Here is a 16,877-nt window from a genome sequence, read left to right on the forward strand (position 1 = left end):
ATGGGGAGGTCCGGTTGCACGCGGTGATCCTTGCCGGTGGCAAAGGGGTGCGGCTCCGGCCGTACACGACGACGCTGCCGAAGCCCCTGATGCCGATCGGGGACAGCCACTCGATCCTGCAGATCGTGCTCGACCAGCTCGCCTCACGCGGGTTCACCTCGGTGACCCTGGCGATCAACCATCTCGGCCCGCTGATCCGGGCGTTCGTGGGCGACGGCAACCGGTGGGGGCTGGCCATCGACTACATCGAGGAGGACCGGCCGCTGTCCACGGTCGGCCCGCTGTTCGGCCTCAAGGACCGGCTGCCCGAGGAGTTCCTGGTGATGAACGGGGACGTCCTCACCGACCTGGACTACGGCGACCTGCTGCGCAGCCACCGGCTCTCCGGGGCCGGCCTGACCCTGGCGACCTCCGAACGGGTGCACCGGATCGACTTCGGCGTGCTCGACGTGGACGCCGGCCGGGTCGTCGGGTTCCGGGAGAAGCCGGCGCTGCGCTACCCGGTCAGCATGGGCGTCTACGGGATGTCGCGGCGGACCCTGGAGCCCTACCCGGCCGGGTTGGCCCTCGGCTTCGACCAGCTCGTGCTGGACCTGCTCGCCGGTGGCGACCCGCCGATGACGTACCCGTTCGACGGGTTCTGGCTGGACATCGGGCGGCCGGAGGACTACGACGAGGCGAACCGGTCGTTCCACCAGCTCAAGCCGATCCTGCTGCCGGCCGCTGCGGTGGAGGCGGCCGTCGGCGACCCGGTGGGGGTCGTCGGCGAGCCGGTGGCCGCCGACCTGACGGGCGTGGTGGGCGCCGGGGAGCTGACGTGACCCGGGTGCTGCTGTTCGGGGCGTCCGGGTTCATCGGGGGGCACGCCCGCGACGCGTTGACGGCGGACCCCCGGGTGGCCGAGGTGGTCTGCCCGGGACGGACCACCCACGACCTGCTCGACGGCTCCACGGACGCGTTGGCCGGGCTGCTGCGGGAGGTCGCCCCGGACGCGGTGGTCAACTGCGTGGGGGCGCTCACCGGCTCCGCCGGGCAACTGGTCACGGCGAACACGCTGGTCGCGGCGAAACTGTTGGAGGCGACCGCCGCCGCGGCACCCCGGGCCCGGCTGGTCCGGCTCGGTTCGGCAGGCGAGTACGGGCCGGTGCCGGACCGGGTCCCGGTCACCGAGGACTCCCCCGCCCGGCCGGTAAGCGCGTACGGCGTCAGCCACCTGGCCGGCACCCGACTGTTCCAGCTCGCCGGGGAGGCCGGCGAGGTCGACGCGGTCTCGCTGCGGGTGTTCAACCCGATCGGCCCCGGCATGTCGCAGGAGAACCTGCTCGGTCGGGCGGCGGCCCGGCTGCGGGCCGCCCTGGCCGACGGTGCCACCGAGATCACCCTGGGGCCGCTGTCGGCGTACCGGGACTTCGTCGACGTGCGGGACCTCGCCGCGCTGATCGTCGCGGCGGTCCTCGCGCCGACGCTGCGGCACCGGGTCGTCAACGCCGGCAGCGGCCGGGCCGTCACCGCCCGGGAGGCGGTCGCCCTGCTGGCCGACGCGGCGGGCTACCGGGGCCGGATCCGCGAGGCCGGGTCCGGGCCGCAGCGCTCGCAGGCGGTCGACTGGATCCAGGCCGACATCGGCCGGGCCGCCGGGCTGGGCTGGTCACCGGTGCGTGACCTGGCCACCTCGATCAAGGACATCTGGGCCGCCGGCGAGGCGCGGTGAGCCGGGCGGACCGCTCCCCCTTCACGACACACCCGCACACGAGAGGACAGCAGATGAGCATGAAGATCGGGGTCGTGGGCCTGGGCTACGTGGGGCTCACCCTCACCGCCGCCCTCGCCGACAAGGGCTTCACGGTGTACGGCGCGGACGTGTCACCGGCGGTGCTGGACGCGCTGTCGCACGGCCGGCCGCACATCTTCGAGCCGGGCATCGAGGACGTCTTCGCCGCCCACCTCGGCACCCGCATCCACGTCGCCGCCGACCTGCCCAAGGACACCGTCGACGTGGCGGTGATCAGCGTGTCGACGCCGGTGGACAACATGACCCACCGGCCCAACCTGGCGAACCTGGCCGCCGCCGCCCGGGTGGTGGCGGCGAGCTGCCGGCCGGACACCCTGGTGGTGGTCCGCAGCACGGTGCCGGTGGGCACCAGCCGTCGGGTGGTGCTGCCGGAGCTCCAGGCCGCCTGGGGCGAGCGGGTGAAGCTGGTGATGGCCCCGGAGCGCACCATCCAGGGGCAGGCGCTGCGGGAACTGGTGGAGCTGCCGCAGGTGATCGGCGGTCTGGACGACGACAGCCTGGTCGCCGCGACCGGGTTCTTCAACGGGCTGGTCCGCACCATCGTCCCGGTCTCCAGCCTGGAGGCCGCCGAGCTGGTGAAGCTGTCCAACAACTGCCACACCGACCTGATCTACGCGTTCGGCAACGAGATCGCGCTGGTCGCCGAGCGGCACGGCCTCGACCCGCTGGAGGTGATCCGGGCGGCCAACGTCGACTACCCGCGCCCGGATCTCGCCAAGCCCGGGTACGTGGGCGGCGGCTGCCTCTCCAAGGACCCGTACATCATGATCGACAGTGCGGGTGACCGCCGGCCGTTCCTCGTCGGCAAGGCCCGCCAGCTCAACGAGTACCTGCCGATCCACGTCGGTGAGACGGTGGTCCGGATGCTCGTCGAGGCGCGCGGGCGCAGCCTCGGTGCCCGGCTGGCGGTGCTCGGGTGGGCTTACAAGGGCTGGCCGGCGACCGACGACATGCGCGGCACCCCGATCGAGCCGATGATGCGGGTGTTCTCCGCCGCCGGGGTCACCGTCCTCGGCCACGACCCGATGGTCACCGACGACGTGATCCGCCAGTACGGCGGCGAACCGGTCAGCCTGGACAAGGCGTTCACCGAGGCGGACGCCGTCCTGATCATCAACGACCACCCGGACTACCGGGCGTTGCGGGTGCCCGAGGTGCTCGGCGCAACCCCACCGGCGTTCGTCTACGACTCGTGGCGGGTCCTCGACGCGGACGCGGTGCTGGCCGCCGGGGTCCGCTACGCCGGGCTGGGTTACCTGCCACCCGCCCCCGCCGCGGCGTCCGGTGCGGACGCGGCGACCGTCGCCGCCGGTGCGGACGCGTCGAACACCGCGGCGGTGTCGGCATGAGGGCGTTGCTGCTCGGCGGGGCCGGCTTCATCGGCCTGCACCTGGCCCGCCGGCTCGTCGCCGACGGACACCGGGTGACGATCGTGGACGACTTCTCCCGGGGCCGCGACGACGCCGACCTCGACCGGCTGCGCGCCGACCCGGCCGTGCAGGTGGTCTCCGGCGATCTGACCGACCCGGGCACCTGGGCGGCGCTGCCGACCGGCTGGGACCAGATCTACCTGCTCGCCGCCGTCGTCGGGGTGCGCAACGTGGAGCAGGACCCGGCCCGGGTGATCCGGGTCAACACCCTGTCGGCGCTGCACCTGCTCGACTGGGTGGCTCCGGGCGAACGGGTCTTCTTCGCCTCCACCAGCGAGGTCTACGCCGGGGGCGTGACCGCCGGGGTGGTGCAGGTGCCGACGGACGAGACCGTGCCGACGATGATCTCCGACATCGCCGCGCCCCGGTTCGCGTACGCGGCCAGCAAGCTGCTCGGCGAGGCCGCCTTCCTGCACACGGCGCGGGCCCGGGGCTTCGCGACCGTGGTGGGCCGGTTCCACAACGTGTACGGCCCCCGGATGGGCGCCGACCACGTCATCCCGGAGATGTCGCTGCGCGCCCTGCGCGGGGCCGACCCGTTCCCCGTCCCCGGGGCCGACCAGTTCCGGGCGTTCTGCCACGTCGACGACGCGGTCGAGGCGATGCTGCGGCTGATGGCGGCACCGGCCGCCGCCGGGCAGATCGTGCACATCGGCAACGACCGCGAGGAGACCAACATCGGCGACCTCGCGAAACTGGTGCTGCGGGTGGCCGGGGTCAGCCCCGCCATCGCTCCCGGGAACGCGCCACCGGGATCGGTCGCCCGCCGCTGCCCGGACCTGTCCCGGCTGCGTGAGCTGACCGGCTACGAGCCGGCCGTCAGCCTGGAGGAGGGGGTCCGCAACACGTTCGCCTGGTACCGGGAACACGGGTGGACGTGATGAGCCGACGCCCCATCTGCTTCTACTACGGCGACGGCCGCCTGCCCGAACTGACCCGCTACGTACGGGTGGTGCTGCAACCGGACTTCTACCGTCCGGCCGAGCTGCGCTACCTCGCGGCTCAGGACGTGCAGACCCTCGGCTACCTGTCGCTGTCGGAGGACCAGGGGCCGCCCGCGCCCTGGCAGCGCAAGGAACGCAACCCGGACTGGGGCGGCGCGTTCGTCCACGTCGACCATCCGCTGTGGGTGTCGCACGTGGTGGGGCAGGCGAAGCGGGCGATCGCGCAGGGCTTCGCCGGGCTGTTCCTGGACACGCTCAACGTGGAGCTGACCTTCCCGGAGGACGTGCCGCACCTGCTGACCCTGGTCGCCGCGATCCGGGAGGAGGCGGAGCCGGCGTACCTGCTGGCGAACCGGGGCTTCGGCATGCTGCCCCGGCTGGCCGAGATCGTCGACGGGATCGTCTTCGAGTCGTTCTCGGCCCGGTGGACCGACCAGGGCTACGCGCCGTGGCCGCCCGACGTGCTGGAGTTCCACGCCCAGATCGCCGAGCAGCTGCTCCAGCTGGAACTGGACCTGTACAGCCTCGACTACGCCGACAGTCAGGGGCTGACCGATTTCGCCGAGCGCCGGGCCCGGCAGTTCGGGCTCCAGTCCTCGGTCAGCGACCGCGCCCTGTCGCGTACCTGACCGCCTCACCGGGGCGGGACCGCTGCGGTCCCGCCCCGCCCGGTACCCCCGCCCCCGCCGGCCGGGACCGGACCGCGCGTCGGCACCACGCGCGTCCGGCATCCACCCGGCGGGGGCGGGGTCCACCGGAGCCGGTCGGGCGGGTCAGGACGCGGCGGCGTCGAGTGCCGGAGCCAGCGGCAGCAGCGCGGCCCGGACGAGGTCCGGCAGCGGCGCGGACGGCACCACGAAACCGGCCATCGACGGCACCTCGCCCGTGCCGTGCAGCCACTGCCGCAGCGCCACCCGGGCCGCCGCGCCGACCGCGGCGGCCAGCACCTGGGCGGCCAGCGGTCCGACGTCGGGACAGCGGGTGGTGACCGCCCCGGCCAGGGGTTCCTCGAACGTGGTGACGGCCTCGACGTAGCAGGCGCGCAGCGTGGGGCTGGCGGCGATCATCAGCAGCGCGGCGGGCGGCTGGTCGCCGGGGTCGGCGTACAGGCCCACCACGGCGTCGACGACCGCGTCGGCGAGGCCGACCCCCGGCGGCCGGGCGAGCACCGCCGCCGCGACGCCGGCCGCGCGGTCGGCGGCGACCCCGGCGACGATGGCCTGCTCCCGGCTCGGGAAGTAGTTGTTGTAGGTCCGGGTCGACACGCCCGCCGCCTGGGCGATCTCCTCGACCCGGACGTTGTCCGGCCCCCGTTCCAGCGCGAGGCGCAGCGCCGCCGCCTGGAGCGCCTCCCGGGTGGCCCGCTTCTTGCGTTCCCGCAACGTCGATGGACCGGTCACGGTGCCACTGTCGCACATACGGTACGTGCACGCAAAATTGCGCGTACGCAAAAATATGCTACGGTCCCTCCGAACTCCGGGAGCACCACGACCGAAAGGGACCGACATGCGTGCCAAGGGCATGGCCTACGACACCGGCTTCGTCACCGACGGCGTCACCTCGGTGCCGCACTGGGACCCCGAGGTGGTCCGGCGGGAGCTGGCCATCATCCGCGACGACCTGCACTGCACCGCCGTCCACCTGGTCGGCGGCGATCCCGGGCGGTTGGAGTCCGCCGCCCGGATCGCCGCCGGGCTGGGGCTGGAGGTGTGGTTCTCGCCGTACCCCCTGGAGCTGGAGCCCGACCTGATCCGCGCCCTGTTCCTCGACTGCGCCGAGCGGGCCGAGCGGCTCCGCGCGGCGGGGGCCGAGATCGTGTTCGTCACCGGCGCCGAGTTGAGCATCATGAACCGTGGCTTCATCGAGGGTGAGCGCCTCGCGGACCGGCTCGGCCACCTGTTCACCGACCCGGACGGCCGGGCCGAACGCATCGCCGGGGTCCGTACCCGCCTCGACGGCTTCCTGCGCGCCACCGTGGCGGCGGTCCGCGAACGTTTCCACGGGCGGGTCACCTACGCCGCGATCCCGTTCGAGGGCGTCGACTGGGACCTGTTCGACGTGGTGACCGTCGAACTGATCCGCTCCGCCGAGGTCGCCGACCAGTTCCGCGACGGCGTACGCCGGCTCGTCGACCAGCCCAAGCCGGTCGCCGTCACCGGCTTCGGCACCGCGACCTGGCGCGGCGCGGGCGACGTCGCGCCGCGCAGCATGGAGATCATCGAGTACGACCCGAGCGGCAGACCCCACCGGCTGAACGGCGTGTACGAGCGCGACGAGCCCGGCCAGGCCGCGTACCTGAGCGAACTGCTCGACATCTTCGACAGCGAGGGCGTCGACAGCGCCTTCGTCCACCTGTTCGCGCTGCCCAGCCTCCCGCACCGACCGGACGGCGACCCACGCGACGACCTCGACCTCGCCAGCCCCGGGATCGTCAAGGTGCTCGAAGGGCGCACCGGTGCGACGTACCCCGGCCTGCCCTGGGAGCCGAAGGCCGCGTTCGCCGCGGTCGCCGCGCACTACGCGCGCTGATCCGCCCCCGCCCGGCCCGGCCCGGCGGACGACGTCAGGGGCGCGGCACCGGCCACCGGGCGCGCCCCTCAGCTCAGCCGCAGCCCGGCGACGAGGAGGCCGACCATCCGGCGGGCGTCGTAGTAGGGGGCGCGGCCGGCGCAGAGGTTGCCGACCGCGAACAGCAGTTCCCGGGGGTCGGTGCCGGGGCGGATCTCGCCGGCCGCGGCGGCGGCGTCGAGCAGCCGGGCGCAGGCGGGGACGAGGTGGTCGAGAAAGTACCCGTGCAACGTCTCGAAGGCGGCGGTGTCGGAGTTCATCGCCCCGGCGAGGCCGTGCTTGGTGGCCAGGAAATCGACGAACTGGTCGATCCAGGCGGTCAGGGCGGCGTACGGCGAGCGGCCGTCGGCGAGCAGGGCCGGTGCGGCCTCGGCGCACGCCAGCACCTGGTGCCGGTAGACCCCGACGATCAGGTCGGCCCGGGTCGGGAAGTGGCGGTAGATGGTGCCGACACCGACGCCGGCCCGCGCGGCGATGTCGCGTACCGGCACGTCGACACCGGCGTCGAGGAAAGCCGCGGCGGCAGCCTCCAGCAGGGTCGCCTCGTTGCGTCGGGCGTCGGCCCGCTTCCGGGGTGCGGGGGCGCGCCCGTCCGGGGTGGGCGACCCCGGTCCACCGTCGGCCATCGCGTCGTCACCTCCGGGCACCCTTGGCAAACGGAACAGCGTTCCGTATAGTTCAGAGCGGAACACGGTTCCGCTTGGGACCATGATGCCAGAGCCGGACGGCCGGCGACCAGCCGCGCCCCGTCCCCCACCCGGCCCACGGCGCGTCCGCACGCGCCGTGGGACCCGGCGGCACCGGACCGTCACCCCGTCACCCCGTGGAGGAACAGTCATGCAGTACCGCACCCTCGGCCGCACCGGCGTCCAGGTCAGCACCCTCGTGCTCGGCGCGATGAACTTCGGTGCCATCGGCCGCACCGGCCAGGCCGAGGCCACCGCGATCATCGACGCCGCGCTGGAGGCCGGCATCAACCTGATCGACACCGCCGACCGGTACAGCCAGGGCGAGTCGGAGGAACTGGTCGGCCGGGCCATCGTCGGCCGTCGCGACGACATCGTGCTGGCCACCAAGGCGGCCCTTCCGATGGGCGACGAACGCAACCACCGGGGCACCTCCCGCCGCTGGCTGTACACCGCGCTCGACGACAGCCTGCGCCGGCTCGGCGTCGACCACATCGACCTCTACCAGGTCCACCGCTGGGACCCGACGACCAGCGACGAGGAGACGCTGTCCGCGCTCACCGACCTCCAGCGGGCCGGCAAGATCCGCTACTTCGGCTGCTCGACGTTCCCCGCGTACCGGCTCGTGCAGGCCGAGTGGGCCGCCCGGGAACACCACCTTGGCCGGTACGTCACCGAGCAGCCCAGCTACTCGATCCTGCAACGCGGCATCGAGACCCACGTCCTGCCCGTCACCGCGCAGTACGGCCTGGGCGTGCTCGCCTGGAGCCCACTCGCCTCGGGTTGGCTGTCGGGCGCGGTCCGGGCAGGCCGGGAGATCACCACCCACCGCGCCGACGTCCTACCCGGACGCTTCGACCTCACCGTCGCCGCCAACCGGGCCCGGCTCGACGCCGTCGAGCAGCTCGCCAAGGTCGCCGACGAGGCCGGGCTCACCCTGATCCAGCTCGCGCTCGGTTTCGTCACCGCACACCCCGCCGTGACCAGCGCGATCATCGGCCCCCGCACGCCGGAGCACCTGAGCAGCCAACTCGCCGCCGCCGACACCGTGCTCACCGCCGACGTGCTCGACGCCATCGACGCGATCGTCGCCCCCGGCGTCGACCTGGCCCCCGACGAGAAGCACGACACCCCGCCGGCCCTGCTCGACCCGGCGCTGCGCCGCCGCTGAGCGCCGGCGCAGCGCACCGGTCGACCGGCCCGGGTCAGCTCACGCAGAACACGTTGCCCTCCGACGGCGGCCGGGCGCAGCGCTGACGTCGCCCCGCGGTCACCGGGTCGACGGCACCGCCCCCGACCGGCCGGCCCGTCCGGAGCGCTTGAGCAGCACCGCGCCCCCGACGACGAGGACGACACCCAGGGCCGTCCCGACGACGTTGCCCTGGGTCAGCGAGGCCAACGCGCCCAACACGCCCACCACGACCAGCAGCACACCGAGCACCCGCAGCAGCAGACCACCGATCGTCTTCACCTGTCCGTTCGCCATGGCAGCCCTGTTCCCCAGCCGGACCCTCCACAAACGACTGACGGCTGATCGCCCGGCACGCGCCGCCTACCGGGCGGGCTGGGCGGCCAGGGGGAAGGTGACGCCGGTCAACTCCTCGGAAACCGTCCACAACCGACGGGCGACCGCACCGTCACGGGCGCTCTTCGAGCGGCCGACGAGCTTCGGCGCGCCACGCCCTTCGAAAAGGCCGTCCGGCCCGGCGTAGCTGCCGCCCGGAATGTCGGCGACCGCCGCGTAGAGGGTGGGCGACGCGCCGTCGGCGTCGCTCTGCGCGAACCGGTTGACCAGGGCCGTCTGGAGCCGGTTCCACCAGGAGCGGTCGCGGTCGAGGTGCCCGAGCAGGTTGGTGGCGGCCAGGCCGGGGTGGGCGGCGGTCGCCAGCACCGGCGAGCCGACTTCGGTGAGGCGGCGGTGCAGTTCGGCGGTGAACAGCAGGTTCGCCAGCTTCGACTGGGCGTACGCGGGGAAGGCCCGGTAGGGGCGGCGCTCCCAGTTCAGGTCGGCGAAGTCGATTCTTCCGGCCCGGTGCGCGGAGGACGCGACGGTGACCACCCGCCCCCGGATCTGCGGCAGCAGCAGGTTGGTGAGCGCGAAATGCCCGAGGTGGTTGGTGCCGAACTGGAGCTCGAAGCCGTCGACGGTACGGGTCGGCGGCGGGATCATCACGCCGGCGTTGTTGACCAGCAGGTCGATCGGCCCCGTCCAGCCCTCGGCGAACGCGCGGACGGAGGCGAGGTCGGCGAGGTCGAGCCGCCGTACCTCGACGTCGCCGGTCATGCCCGCGGCGGCCGCGGCACCCTTGGCGGGGTCACGGACGGCGAGCACGACCCGGGCACCCCGGGCGGCGAGCGCCGTCGCGGCGACCCGGCCGATGCCGCTGTTCGCGCCGGTCACGATCACGGTACGGCCGGTCAGGGCGGGGATCTGGGCGGTCGTGAATGTTGTCATGGGAAACAATGTATACGGCGACAACAATGTCGGCAACGGCGACATTTTTCGGGCTACCATGACCCCCGTGCCCGCGTACCACCACGGAAACCTGCGGTCGACGCTGCTCGCCGCCGCCGAGCGCAGCCTGCGCCAACACGGCGCGGGCCAGCTCTCGCTGCGCGAACTGGCCCGTGAGGCGGGTGTCAGCCACGCCGCGCCGCGCCGGCACTTCGCCGACCGGCAGGCGTTGCTGGACGCTCTCGCCGAGGCCGGATTCGCCAGGCTGCACGCCGAGCTGCACGCCGCACTCGCCGCCGCGGGTGCGGACTTCGGACCGCGCCTGCACGCCATGGCCGCCGCCTACCTGCGGTTCGCCACCGAGGACGCCGCCCTGCTGGAGCTGATGTTCACCGGCAAGCACCGCGAGGGGGCCGAACACCTCGTCGCCGCCGCCGCCGGACCGTTCGGGCTGATGCACGACCTGATCACCCAGGGGCAGGCCCAGGGGGTGCTGGAACCCGGCCCGCCGGAGCGCGCCGGGATCGTGCTGTTCGCGACGTTGCAGGGCATCGCCACGCTGGTCAACGGCAACCTGGTCGCACCCGATCTGCTCGACGGGATCACCCGGACGGCGGTCGACCAGTTCATCCGGGGGTCACGCCGCCCCTGACCGCCGGACGGTGTCGGGGGCCGGTCGTAGGCTCGGCGCCATGACGAGGACGCACACGCTCACCCTGCCGGGAGTGGAACTGGTCTACGACGTCCGCGGCCCGCTCCCCCCGGCGGACGGGCGACCTGCCCTGGTCATGATCGGTCAGCCGATGACGGCCGAGGGCTTCGACGCGCTCGCCGCCCAGTTCGCCGACCGCACGGTCGTCACCTACGACCCGCGCGGCCTGGGGCGCAGCGTCCGCACCGACGGCCGGTCCGAGCACACGCCCCAGCAGCAGGCCGACGACCTGCACCACCTGATCGGGGCGCTCGACGCCGGCCCGGTCGACATGTTCGCCAGCAGCGGCGGGGCGGTGACCGCGCTCGCCCTGGTCGCGGCCCACCCCAACGACGTCGTCACGCTGGTGGCACACGAGCCGCCCGTCAACGCCGTGCTGCCCGACGCCGCCGCCGCCGAGCGTGCGCGGGCCGCCTTCCACGAGGCATACCAGGCGGGGGGCACCGGCGCGGGAATGGCCGCGTTCATCGCGATGACGTCGTGGCAGGGCGAGTTCACCGACGCCTACTTCGCCCGGCCCGCGCCCGACCCGGCGACGTTCGGCCTGCCGACCGACGACGACGGCAGCCGGGACGATCCGCTGCTGTCGAGGAACTCGTGGCCGGTCACCGACTACCGCCTGGACGCGGCGGCGCTCACCGCCGCACCGACCCGGATCGTCATCGCGGTCGGCGAGGAGTCGACCGGGACGTACACCGCCCGGACGGCCGTCGGCGTCGCCCACCTGCTCGGCCAGGAGGCGACGGTGTTCCCGAGCCACCACGGCGGTTTCCTCGGCGGGCACGCCGGCTACGCCGGCAGGCCCCGGGAGTTCGCCGCCAGGCTCCGCGAGGTGCTGGCCACCCCCTGACCGATGCCCCACCGCCGGGTTCGAAACAGCGGTGTCCGGGTGCCGGAATACCGCTGTATCGACCCGACAGGCGCATTTCCCGGCTACGGAAACAGACCGGAGCCCCGGCCGGTGGCCGGGGCTCCGGTGCGGGGAGGGTGGATTTACGCGGGAGAGCCGGCTTCGGCGTAGTCGTACAGGCTCTTGATGTCGTTGTCGTAGTAGGGGCCGTCGAATTGCCCGTTACCCGGATTGTCGCCGTGGCTGACGGTGCTGTTGATGTAGCCGGCACCGATCGAGTCGTTGTATTCCTGCAACCAGGGACCACCACTGGAACCGTAGGTCATGTTGCAGTACATCCGGATCTGCTGGCCACCGGCGTCCCAGGTCGTGCCCTGGCAGTACTGCTGGCTCTCGCCACCGCCGAGGTTGGACGGGTAGCCCAGGGCGGTGACCGCCACGGAGTAGCCCCAGTTCCAGCGCAGCCCGTTGCCACCGACGGTGTCGACCACCTTGGCGTTGTACGTGCCGCCGTTGGACATCACCGCGATGCCCATGTCCTCGGCGTAGCTCGACGAGCTGGCCCACGCGCCCCGGGTGGAGAGGCTGTAGGCCACGAAGGTGCCGAACGGCCGCACACCGTTGCGGTACCGGGGGACGAACTGCCAGTTGGAGTACCACCCGCCGCCGGCACCCTGGTGTACGCAGTGCCCGGCGGTCACCACGAGCCGCCGCTTGGTGCTGGCGACGGTGCTGGCCGAGCAGGAGGCGGTGCCGCCGCCGGGGACGGTGAAGTAGACCTTGCCCACGGTCACCGCCTCGTTCAGCATCGTCCGGGGGCCGCCGGCGATGCTCGGGGCCACCGGAGCGACCGCGCCGGCCGGACCGGTGGGCCGCGGCGCGCGGCTCGACGACGTGGTGGCCCGCGCCGACTTCGGGAAGTCCAGGTCCCGGGCGGACGCCATACGCTCCGGGGTCCAGAAGTCGGCGACCTCCTTCGCGATTTTCTCGTTGGTGATCGCCCGCCCGTCGAGGGTACGGGCGATCGCCGTGATGTTTCCTTTTCCGTCGGCCGTGGTCGAATTCGCCTCGGCTGCCGGCGCACCGGCAAGAATGAGGGTGAATGCCGCACCGGCACACACCGACCAACGAAGAGCGGATTTCAAGAGGACCTCCTCTGCCCCTTGCACCTATCCGAACTCCGGCAGAATATTGAGGCCCAACCATTGATCACAATGACGCGCGATAGTTGTCAGTAATTCGTGCCGCATCACCGGGGACGCCATAACCGACGTCGATTTTGTCAGCCGTGGGATACGCACCGGATCGCGTCGGTCGACCGGTCGGGGTGATCCCCGGACGACCCGGGACACGCCTGTCGACGCCCCCGGACGGGGAGGCGTCGACGAGAGGATGGACCGGTAGCCGGCGCGCTGGTCAGTGCCGGTGCAGGGCCGTGCGGATCAGCCGGTTGACCAGCTTGGGGTACTCCAGGCCGCTGGCCGCCCACATCCGGGGGAACATCGACGTCGGGGTGAACCCGGGCATCGTGTTGATCTCGTTGAGGTAGACGTCCAGGTCGGAGGTGACGAAGAAGTCGACCCGGGCCAGGCCGGAGCAGTCCAGCGCGGTGAAGGCGCGGGTGGCGTACTCCTGGACCTGGTGGGTGACCCGGTCGGGCAGGACGGCGGGGACGTCGTACTCGCAGACCTCGTCGGCGAAGAGGTACTTGGCCTCGAAGTCGTAGAACTCGCGGTCGCCGACCATCCGGACCTCGGCCAGTACGGACGCCTCGGGCGCCCCGCCGGCCTCGCCCTCCAGCACGCCGCACTCGATCTCCCGACCGACGACCGCGGCCTCGACGAGCACCTTGGTGTCGATCTCCCGGGCGACGGCGACCGCGTCGTCGAGCCGCGCCCAGTCGTCGACCCGGGTGATGCCGAACGACGACCCGGCCCGGGACGGCTTGACGAAGACCGGCAGGCCCAGTCGCTGCTTGTCGGCCTCGCTGAGGGTCATTCCGTTACGCAGCACCGCGTACGGGCCGACCGGGATACCCTCGGCGGCGCAGAGCTTCTTGGTGAACTCCTTGTCCATCGCGGCGGCGGAGGCGAAGACGTTCGCACCGACGTACGGGATGTCGGCCATCTCCAGCATGCCCTGGATGGTGCCGTCCTCGCCGTACGCGCCGTGCAGCACCGGGAAGACCACGTCCACGTCGGCGAGCGCGCGGGGGCCCTCGGTCGGGTCGAGCACCAGCAGGCCACCGGCGGTGGGGTCGGTCCGCAGCACCACCTCGGCCCCGGCACCGGCGGTGACCTCCGGGAGCCTGCGCGCCCGGATCGCCAACTCGCCCGGGTCCCCGTCGGTCAGCACCCACTGGCCCTGCCGGGTGATGCCGACCGGCACCACGTCGTACTCGTCGGGGTCGAGCGCGCCGAGCACGCTGCCCGCGCTGACGCAGGAGATGCCGTGCTCGGGACTGCGTCCGCCGAACACGATCGCCACGCGGGTCTTGCCTGGGGTGGTCACTCGGGTCACCTCTCGGTACGCGACTGCGGAGCCGTCAGTTGCGCTCACCCGACTGACCTTACTGTGGGTTGCGGCGGGCCGATGGTGATACCCGGCAGGAAGCGAGCGACCCTCGCAAACGGTCATCCGACCCGATACGTTACGTGACGATCAGGGTCGGTGGGGGTGATTGCCGCGTCCCCGTCCGACGGCGATCACCTTCACCCGCTGCCGCCCGGCCCGGACCATGCCGAGGGCCATGAACGCCCCGGCTATCCGGTCGGCGGCCTCCCGGCTGCTGGTGCCGACCACCTGCCGCCGACGCTCGGGCCGGGCCCGCTCGTCGCGGGTGGGTGTCTCCACCGGCCGGACGTCGCTGAGCACCACCAGGAACCGCGTCATCGCCGTCACCAGACCCCTCACTGTTGGAAGTCCTTTCTCGACGCATGCGGCGGCGGCACGTGGCGATCGGGAACGGGGGAGTAAACCCGATCGCCACGCACCTCATCCCCTCCGGTCACCCACCATCGCCGTCGCCACGACAACCGATGGTGAGGACTCCGTTACAGATTGACAGGTGGACAGGCGTGAATGCAACTCTCATCGCCTGTTCTCTCATGTACGTCTTCCCATAGACCTGTGTCACCATCGATGCATGGCACCGAAGACCGCCCGTGCTCGCCGCCTCGGCATCGCCCTGCGTGCCCACCGGGAGGCGGCCGGCCTCACCCTGGAGGCCGCCGCCGACGAGATCAACAGCACCCGCAGCACGCTCAGCCGCTACGAGAACGCGCAGACGCTGGTCAGCCCGGCCACCGTCCGCGCGCTGCTCAGCCTCTACGGGGTCAGGCCCGACGAGATCGCCGCGGCGGTCCAGCTGGCCAAGGACACCCGCAAGCCCGGCTGGTGGGTGCCCTACTCACACCTGCTCGACAAACGCACCATCGACTTCATCGCGCTGGAGGCCGAGGCCACCGCGATCGCCAACTTCGAACCGTCCATCGTGCCGGGTCTGCTCCAGACCGCCGACTACATCCGGGGCGTGATGCGGGGCGGGCCGCACACCCTCACCGACGAGCAGGTCGAGCAGCGGGTCAAGCTCCGGCTGGACCGGCAACAGCGGATCACCGCCGCCGAACCGCCGATCTTCGACGCGATCATCGACGAGGGTGCGCTGCTGCGCCCGGTGGGCGACCGGACGGTGATGCAGGCGCAGCTCAGCCACCTGCTCAAGACCTCGGAGCTGCCGAACGTCACCGTCCAGGTGATCCCGCTCGCCGCCGGCTACCACCGGGGCACCCGGGGCTCGCTGCACATCCTGGAGTTCGCCGACCCGGAGGACCCGCTGATCGCCTCGGTGGAGACGGTCGCCGGTCAGATGGTCCTGGACCGGCCGGGTGACCTGCGTACCTGCACCAAGATCATGGAACACCTGCGGACCGTCGCGCTCAGCCCGGCCGACAGCCGCGACCAACTCGTGCAACTGATGAAGGGACGGTAGGAGACCGATGACACCGACGATCGGCGGGGCCCTGTCCGGGGCCGCCTGGCGCAAGAGCAGCCACAGCGGGGACGAGGGGGCCTGCGTCGAGCTGGCGTCGCTGCCCGGCCGGGTCGCGGTCCGCGACTCCAAGGACCCGGGCGGCCCGGTGCTGCTCTTCCCGCCCGCCGCCTGGTCCGCCTTCGCCACCGCCCCGCCGCGCCGCTGACCGCCCCGGCCCCGTCCCGCACCCGTCGTGACGGGGTACGGGGCGGGGCCGGGCGCGTCGGCGGGTCAGTCGACCGGGGCGTCGGCGGGTGGGGTGCCGGCGGGTGGGGTGCCGGCGGACCGGACCGCCTCGGCGGCGGCGATGGCCACCCCCCGCGCGCCGGCCATGTCCCGGTCCGGCACCAGCGCGAACGTCGCCAGCGCGGCCTGCTCCTGGCGCAGCACGGTGTGCGCGCGGACGGCGTCGAGGAACCAGTCCCGGAACTCCGCTGCCGCCTCCACCACCCCGCCGCCGACGAAGTAGGCGTGCGGATCGGTGAAGTTGGCCGCGATGGTGAACAGCCGGCCGAGCGCCGCCGCCTGCTGGGCGAAGACCTCCCGGGCCAGCGCGTCACCCCGCTCGGCGTACCCGCGCAGCAGGGTGGCGGCCCGCTCGGGCGGCTCCTGCGCCAGCGGGTGCCCCGGATACCGCGACAGCCAGTACGGCAACAGGTTGCGCCGGATCGCGGTCAGCGAGGCGACGCTCTCGGCGTCCCCGGCGAAACCGCAGGCGCAGCGCGGTTCGGGCTGGTCGGGGGCGAGCAGCCCGGCCAGCGGGATGTGCACGTGACCGAACTCGCCGGCCATGCCGGCGGCCCCGGTGACCACCCGCCCGTCGACCACCACCGCGCCGCCGAGGCCGGTGCCGACGATCGCCGCCACCGACGACCGGGCCGCCGCGTCGGCTCCGAAATGGACGTGGTGGGCGTAGAGCGCGGCGGCGTTGCCGTCGTTGTGGTAGATCACCGGCAGCCCGAGCCGCCGCTCCAGCGCGCCGCGCACGTCGAAGCCGTGCCAGGCGGGCTGGGCGAAGTTCGTCGAGCCCCGCGACGAGATGACGCCTGTCGCGCTGGCCGGGCCCGGGGTGTCCAACCCGACCGCCCGGACCAGCCCCCGGGGCACCCCGGCGTGGGCCAGCACCCCGTCGAACGCGCCGGCCAGCGCCTCGATGGCCGCCTGCGGGCCGGCGGTCACCTCGCTGGGCGTCTCCACCAACCCGTCGATCAGGAACCGGCCGTCCAGCCGCAGCACCGTGGCGTTGTTGCTGGTGCCACCGTTGTCGAGGCCGACCACCACCGGCACGTCCACGCTGACCATCCGCCACCTCCGACCGGGCCTGCTGCGAGGTTAGTTCCCGTTCCCACCGCCCGTCACGCCCCACGTGCGGCAATCCCGCCGGGCACCCGGCCGGAGGGCGACCGG

The 16,877-nt window shown here is 72.8% G+C and carries 19 protein-coding genes; 11 read left to right on the forward strand and 8 right to left on the reverse strand.

The features are described 5' to 3' along the window. Window positions 1–23 precede the first annotated feature (23 nt). The 5 genes from ACN260_RS22440 to ACN260_RS22460 are packed head-to-tail and all read left to right on the forward strand — an operon-like array spanning window position 24 to window position 4,795. Window positions 24–821, forward strand: coding sequence for a sugar phosphate nucleotidyltransferase (locus ACN260_RS22440; protein ID WP_422756797.1), 798 nt, complete (start codon window positions 24–26; stop codon window positions 819–821). Then, on the forward strand, window positions 818–1,711 hold the full coding sequence (locus ACN260_RS22445) for an NAD-dependent epimerase/dehydratase family protein (RefSeq protein ID WP_422752906.1): 894 nt from the start codon (window positions 818–820) through the stop codon (window positions 1,709–1,711). The genes ACN260_RS22440 and ACN260_RS22445 overlap by 4 nt, the downstream gene beginning before the upstream one ends. A gap of 53 nt (window positions 1,712–1,764) precedes the next feature. Beyond that, on the forward strand, window positions 1,765–3,141 hold the full coding sequence (locus tag ACN260_RS22450; protein WP_422752907.1) for a nucleotide sugar dehydrogenase: 1,377 nt from the start codon (window positions 1,765–1,767) through the stop codon (window positions 3,139–3,141). Then, window positions 3,138–4,103, forward strand: coding sequence for an NAD-dependent epimerase/dehydratase family protein (locus ACN260_RS22455; protein WP_422752908.1), 966 nt, complete (start codon window positions 3,138–3,140; stop codon window positions 4,101–4,103). Before ACN260_RS22450 ends, ACN260_RS22455 begins: the two co-directional genes overlap by 4 nt. Continuing rightward, a complete protein-coding gene (locus ACN260_RS22460) occupies window positions 4,103–4,795 on the forward strand; it encodes a hypothetical protein (RefSeq protein WP_422752909.1) in 693 nt (230 codons plus the stop codon). Before ACN260_RS22455 ends, ACN260_RS22460 begins: the two co-directional genes overlap by 1 nt. A 144-nt stretch (window positions 4,796–4,939) precedes the next feature. Here the strand turns inward: ACN260_RS22460 and ACN260_RS22465 are convergent, their stop codons facing one another. Next, window positions 4,940–5,566 carry a TetR/AcrR family transcriptional regulator gene (locus tag ACN260_RS22465; RefSeq protein ID WP_422752910.1) on the reverse strand — a complete coding sequence of 209 codons (627 nt, stop codon included), beginning with the start codon at window positions 5,564–5,566 and terminating at the stop codon, window positions 4,940–4,942. 106 nt (window positions 5,567–5,672) lie between these two features. On the opposite strand from ACN260_RS22465, the gene ACN260_RS22470 reads away from it, so the two are divergent. After that, complete coding sequence (locus ACN260_RS22470) at window positions 5,673–6,695, forward strand: hypothetical protein (protein ID WP_422752911.1); 1,023 nt, start codon at window positions 5,673–5,675, stop codon at window positions 6,693–6,695. 68 nt (window positions 6,696–6,763) lie between these two features. Here ACN260_RS22470 and ACN260_RS22475 read toward each other — a convergent pair whose 3' ends face one another. Then, window positions 6,764–7,360 (reverse strand): TetR/AcrR family transcriptional regulator, encoded by a 597-nt coding sequence (locus ACN260_RS22475; RefSeq protein ID WP_422752912.1) that lies wholly within the window; start codon window positions 7,358–7,360, stop codon window positions 6,764–6,766. 211 nt (window positions 7,361–7,571) lie between these two features. Here ACN260_RS22475 and ACN260_RS22480 point away from each other — a divergent pair, with 211 nt between their 5' ends. Further along, complete coding sequence (locus ACN260_RS22480; RefSeq protein WP_422752913.1) at window positions 7,572–8,591, forward strand: aldo/keto reductase; 1,020 nt, start codon at window positions 7,572–7,574, stop codon at window positions 8,589–8,591. 99 nt (window positions 8,592–8,690) lie between these two features. Here the strand turns inward: ACN260_RS22480 and ACN260_RS22485 are convergent, their stop codons facing one another. Together ACN260_RS22485 and ACN260_RS22490 are read right to left on the reverse strand one after the other, a co-directional pair. After that, window positions 8,691–8,906 (reverse strand): hypothetical protein, encoded by a 216-nt coding sequence (locus ACN260_RS22485; protein ID WP_422752914.1) that lies wholly within the window; start codon window positions 8,904–8,906, stop codon window positions 8,691–8,693. A gap of 66 nt (window positions 8,907–8,972) precedes the next feature. After that, a complete protein-coding gene (locus ACN260_RS22490; RefSeq protein WP_422752915.1) occupies window positions 8,973–9,875 on the reverse strand; it encodes an oxidoreductase in 903 nt (300 codons plus the stop codon). A gap of 58 nt (window positions 9,876–9,933) precedes the next feature. Here ACN260_RS22490 and ACN260_RS22495 point away from each other — a divergent pair, with 58 nt between their 5' ends. Both ACN260_RS22495 and ACN260_RS22500 read left to right on the forward strand, forming a co-directional pair. Then, a complete protein-coding gene (locus ACN260_RS22495) occupies window positions 9,934–10,527 on the forward strand; it encodes a TetR/AcrR family transcriptional regulator (RefSeq protein ID WP_422752916.1) in 594 nt (197 codons plus the stop codon). 40 nt (window positions 10,528–10,567) lie between these two features. Next, on the forward strand, window positions 10,568–11,437 hold the full coding sequence (locus tag ACN260_RS22500; RefSeq protein WP_422752917.1) for an alpha/beta fold hydrolase: 870 nt from the start codon (window positions 10,568–10,570) through the stop codon (window positions 11,435–11,437). Window positions 11,438–11,580: 143 nt separating this feature from the next. On the opposite strand, the gene ACN260_RS22505 is transcribed toward ACN260_RS22500, so the two are convergent. The 3 genes from ACN260_RS22505 to ACN260_RS22515 form a co-directional block, all read right to left on the reverse strand. Next, complete coding sequence (locus tag ACN260_RS22505) at window positions 11,581–12,582, reverse strand: trypsin-like serine peptidase (protein ID WP_422752918.1); 1,002 nt, start codon at window positions 12,580–12,582, stop codon at window positions 11,581–11,583. A 271-nt stretch (window positions 12,583–12,853) separates the two neighbouring features. After that, window positions 12,854–13,948: a D-alanine--D-alanine ligase family protein gene (locus tag ACN260_RS22510; protein WP_422752919.1), complete on the reverse strand. Its 1,095-nt coding sequence runs from the start codon at window positions 13,946–13,948 to the stop codon at window positions 12,854–12,856. Window positions 13,949–14,098: 150 nt separating this feature from the next. Next, on the reverse strand, window positions 14,099–14,329 hold the full coding sequence (locus ACN260_RS22515; protein ID WP_422756798.1) for a hypothetical protein: 231 nt from the start codon (window positions 14,327–14,329) through the stop codon (window positions 14,099–14,101). Between the two features lie 253 nt (window positions 14,330–14,582). Between ACN260_RS22515 and ACN260_RS22520 the strand changes: the two genes are divergently transcribed. Both ACN260_RS22520 and ACN260_RS22525 read left to right on the forward strand, forming a co-directional pair. After that, on the forward strand, window positions 14,583–15,428 hold the full coding sequence (locus tag ACN260_RS22520; RefSeq protein WP_088646065.1) for a helix-turn-helix domain-containing protein: 846 nt from the start codon (window positions 14,583–14,585) through the stop codon (window positions 15,426–15,428). Between the two features lie 7 nt (window positions 15,429–15,435). Continuing rightward, window positions 15,436–15,636, forward strand: coding sequence for a DUF397 domain-containing protein (locus tag ACN260_RS22525; RefSeq protein WP_145918315.1), 201 nt, complete (start codon window positions 15,436–15,438; stop codon window positions 15,634–15,636). Window positions 15,637–15,701: 65 nt separating this feature from the next. Here ACN260_RS22525 and ACN260_RS22530 read toward each other — a convergent pair whose 3' ends face one another. Then, on the reverse strand, window positions 15,702–16,772 hold the full coding sequence (locus ACN260_RS22530) for an ROK family protein (RefSeq protein WP_422752920.1): 1,071 nt from the start codon (window positions 16,770–16,772) through the stop codon (window positions 15,702–15,704). Window positions 16,773–16,877 lie beyond the last annotated feature (105 nt).

Source organism: Micromonospora sp. WMMD708 (genome assembly GCF_049315245.1).
Classification (GTDB): Bacteria; Actinomycetota; Actinomycetes; order Mycobacteriales; family Micromonosporaceae; genus Micromonospora; species Micromonospora wenchangensis.

What these genes read in the sequence shown, in the direction of transcription:
- ACN260_RS22450 (WP_422752907.1), top strand. Translation starts at nt 1,765, where the DNA reads ATGAGCATGAAGATCGGGGTCGTGGGCCTGGGCTACGTGGGGCTCACC.
- ACN260_RS22455 (WP_422752908.1), top strand. Translation starts at nt 3,138, where the DNA reads ATGAGGGCGTTGCTGCTCGGCGGGGCCGGCTTCATCGGCCTGCACCTG.
- ACN260_RS22460 (WP_422752909.1), top strand. Translation starts at nt 4,103, where the DNA reads ATGAGCCGACGCCCCATCTGCTTCTACTACGGCGACGGCCGCCTGCCC.
- ACN260_RS22470 (WP_422752911.1), top strand. Translation starts at nt 5,673, where the DNA reads ATGCGTGCCAAGGGCATGGCCTACGACACCGGCTTCGTCACCGACGGC.
- ACN260_RS22475 (WP_422752912.1), bottom strand. Translation starts at nt 7,360, where the DNA reads ATGGCCGACGGTGGACCGGGGTCGCCCACCCCGGACGGGCGCGCCCCC.
- ACN260_RS22480 (WP_422752913.1), top strand. Translation starts at nt 7,572, where the DNA reads ATGCAGTACCGCACCCTCGGCCGCACCGGCGTCCAGGTCAGCACCCTC.
- ACN260_RS22485 (WP_422752914.1), bottom strand. Translation starts at nt 8,906, where the DNA reads ATGGCGAACGGACAGGTGAAGACGATCGGTGGTCTGCTGCTGCGGGTG.
- ACN260_RS22490 (WP_422752915.1), bottom strand. Translation starts at nt 9,875, where the DNA reads ATGACAACATTCACGACCGCCCAGATCCCCGCCCTGACCGGCCGTACC.
- ACN260_RS22495 (WP_422752916.1), top strand. Translation starts at nt 9,934, where the DNA reads ATGACCCCCGTGCCCGCGTACCACCACGGAAACCTGCGGTCGACGCTG.
- ACN260_RS22500 (WP_422752917.1), top strand. Translation starts at nt 10,568, where the DNA reads ATGACGAGGACGCACACGCTCACCCTGCCGGGAGTGGAACTGGTCTAC.
- ACN260_RS22515 (WP_422756798.1), bottom strand. Translation starts at nt 14,329, where the DNA reads ATGACGCGGTTCCTGGTGGTGCTCAGCGACGTCCGGCCGGTGGAGACA.
- ACN260_RS22520 (WP_088646065.1), top strand. Translation starts at nt 14,583, where the DNA reads ATGGCACCGAAGACCGCCCGTGCTCGCCGCCTCGGCATCGCCCTGCGT.
- ACN260_RS22525 (WP_145918315.1), top strand. Translation starts at nt 15,436, where the DNA reads ATGACACCGACGATCGGCGGGGCCCTGTCCGGGGCCGCCTGGCGCAAG.
- ACN260_RS22530 (WP_422752920.1), bottom strand. Translation starts at nt 16,772, where the DNA reads ATGGTCAGCGTGGACGTGCCGGTGGTGGTCGGCCTCGACAACGGTGGC.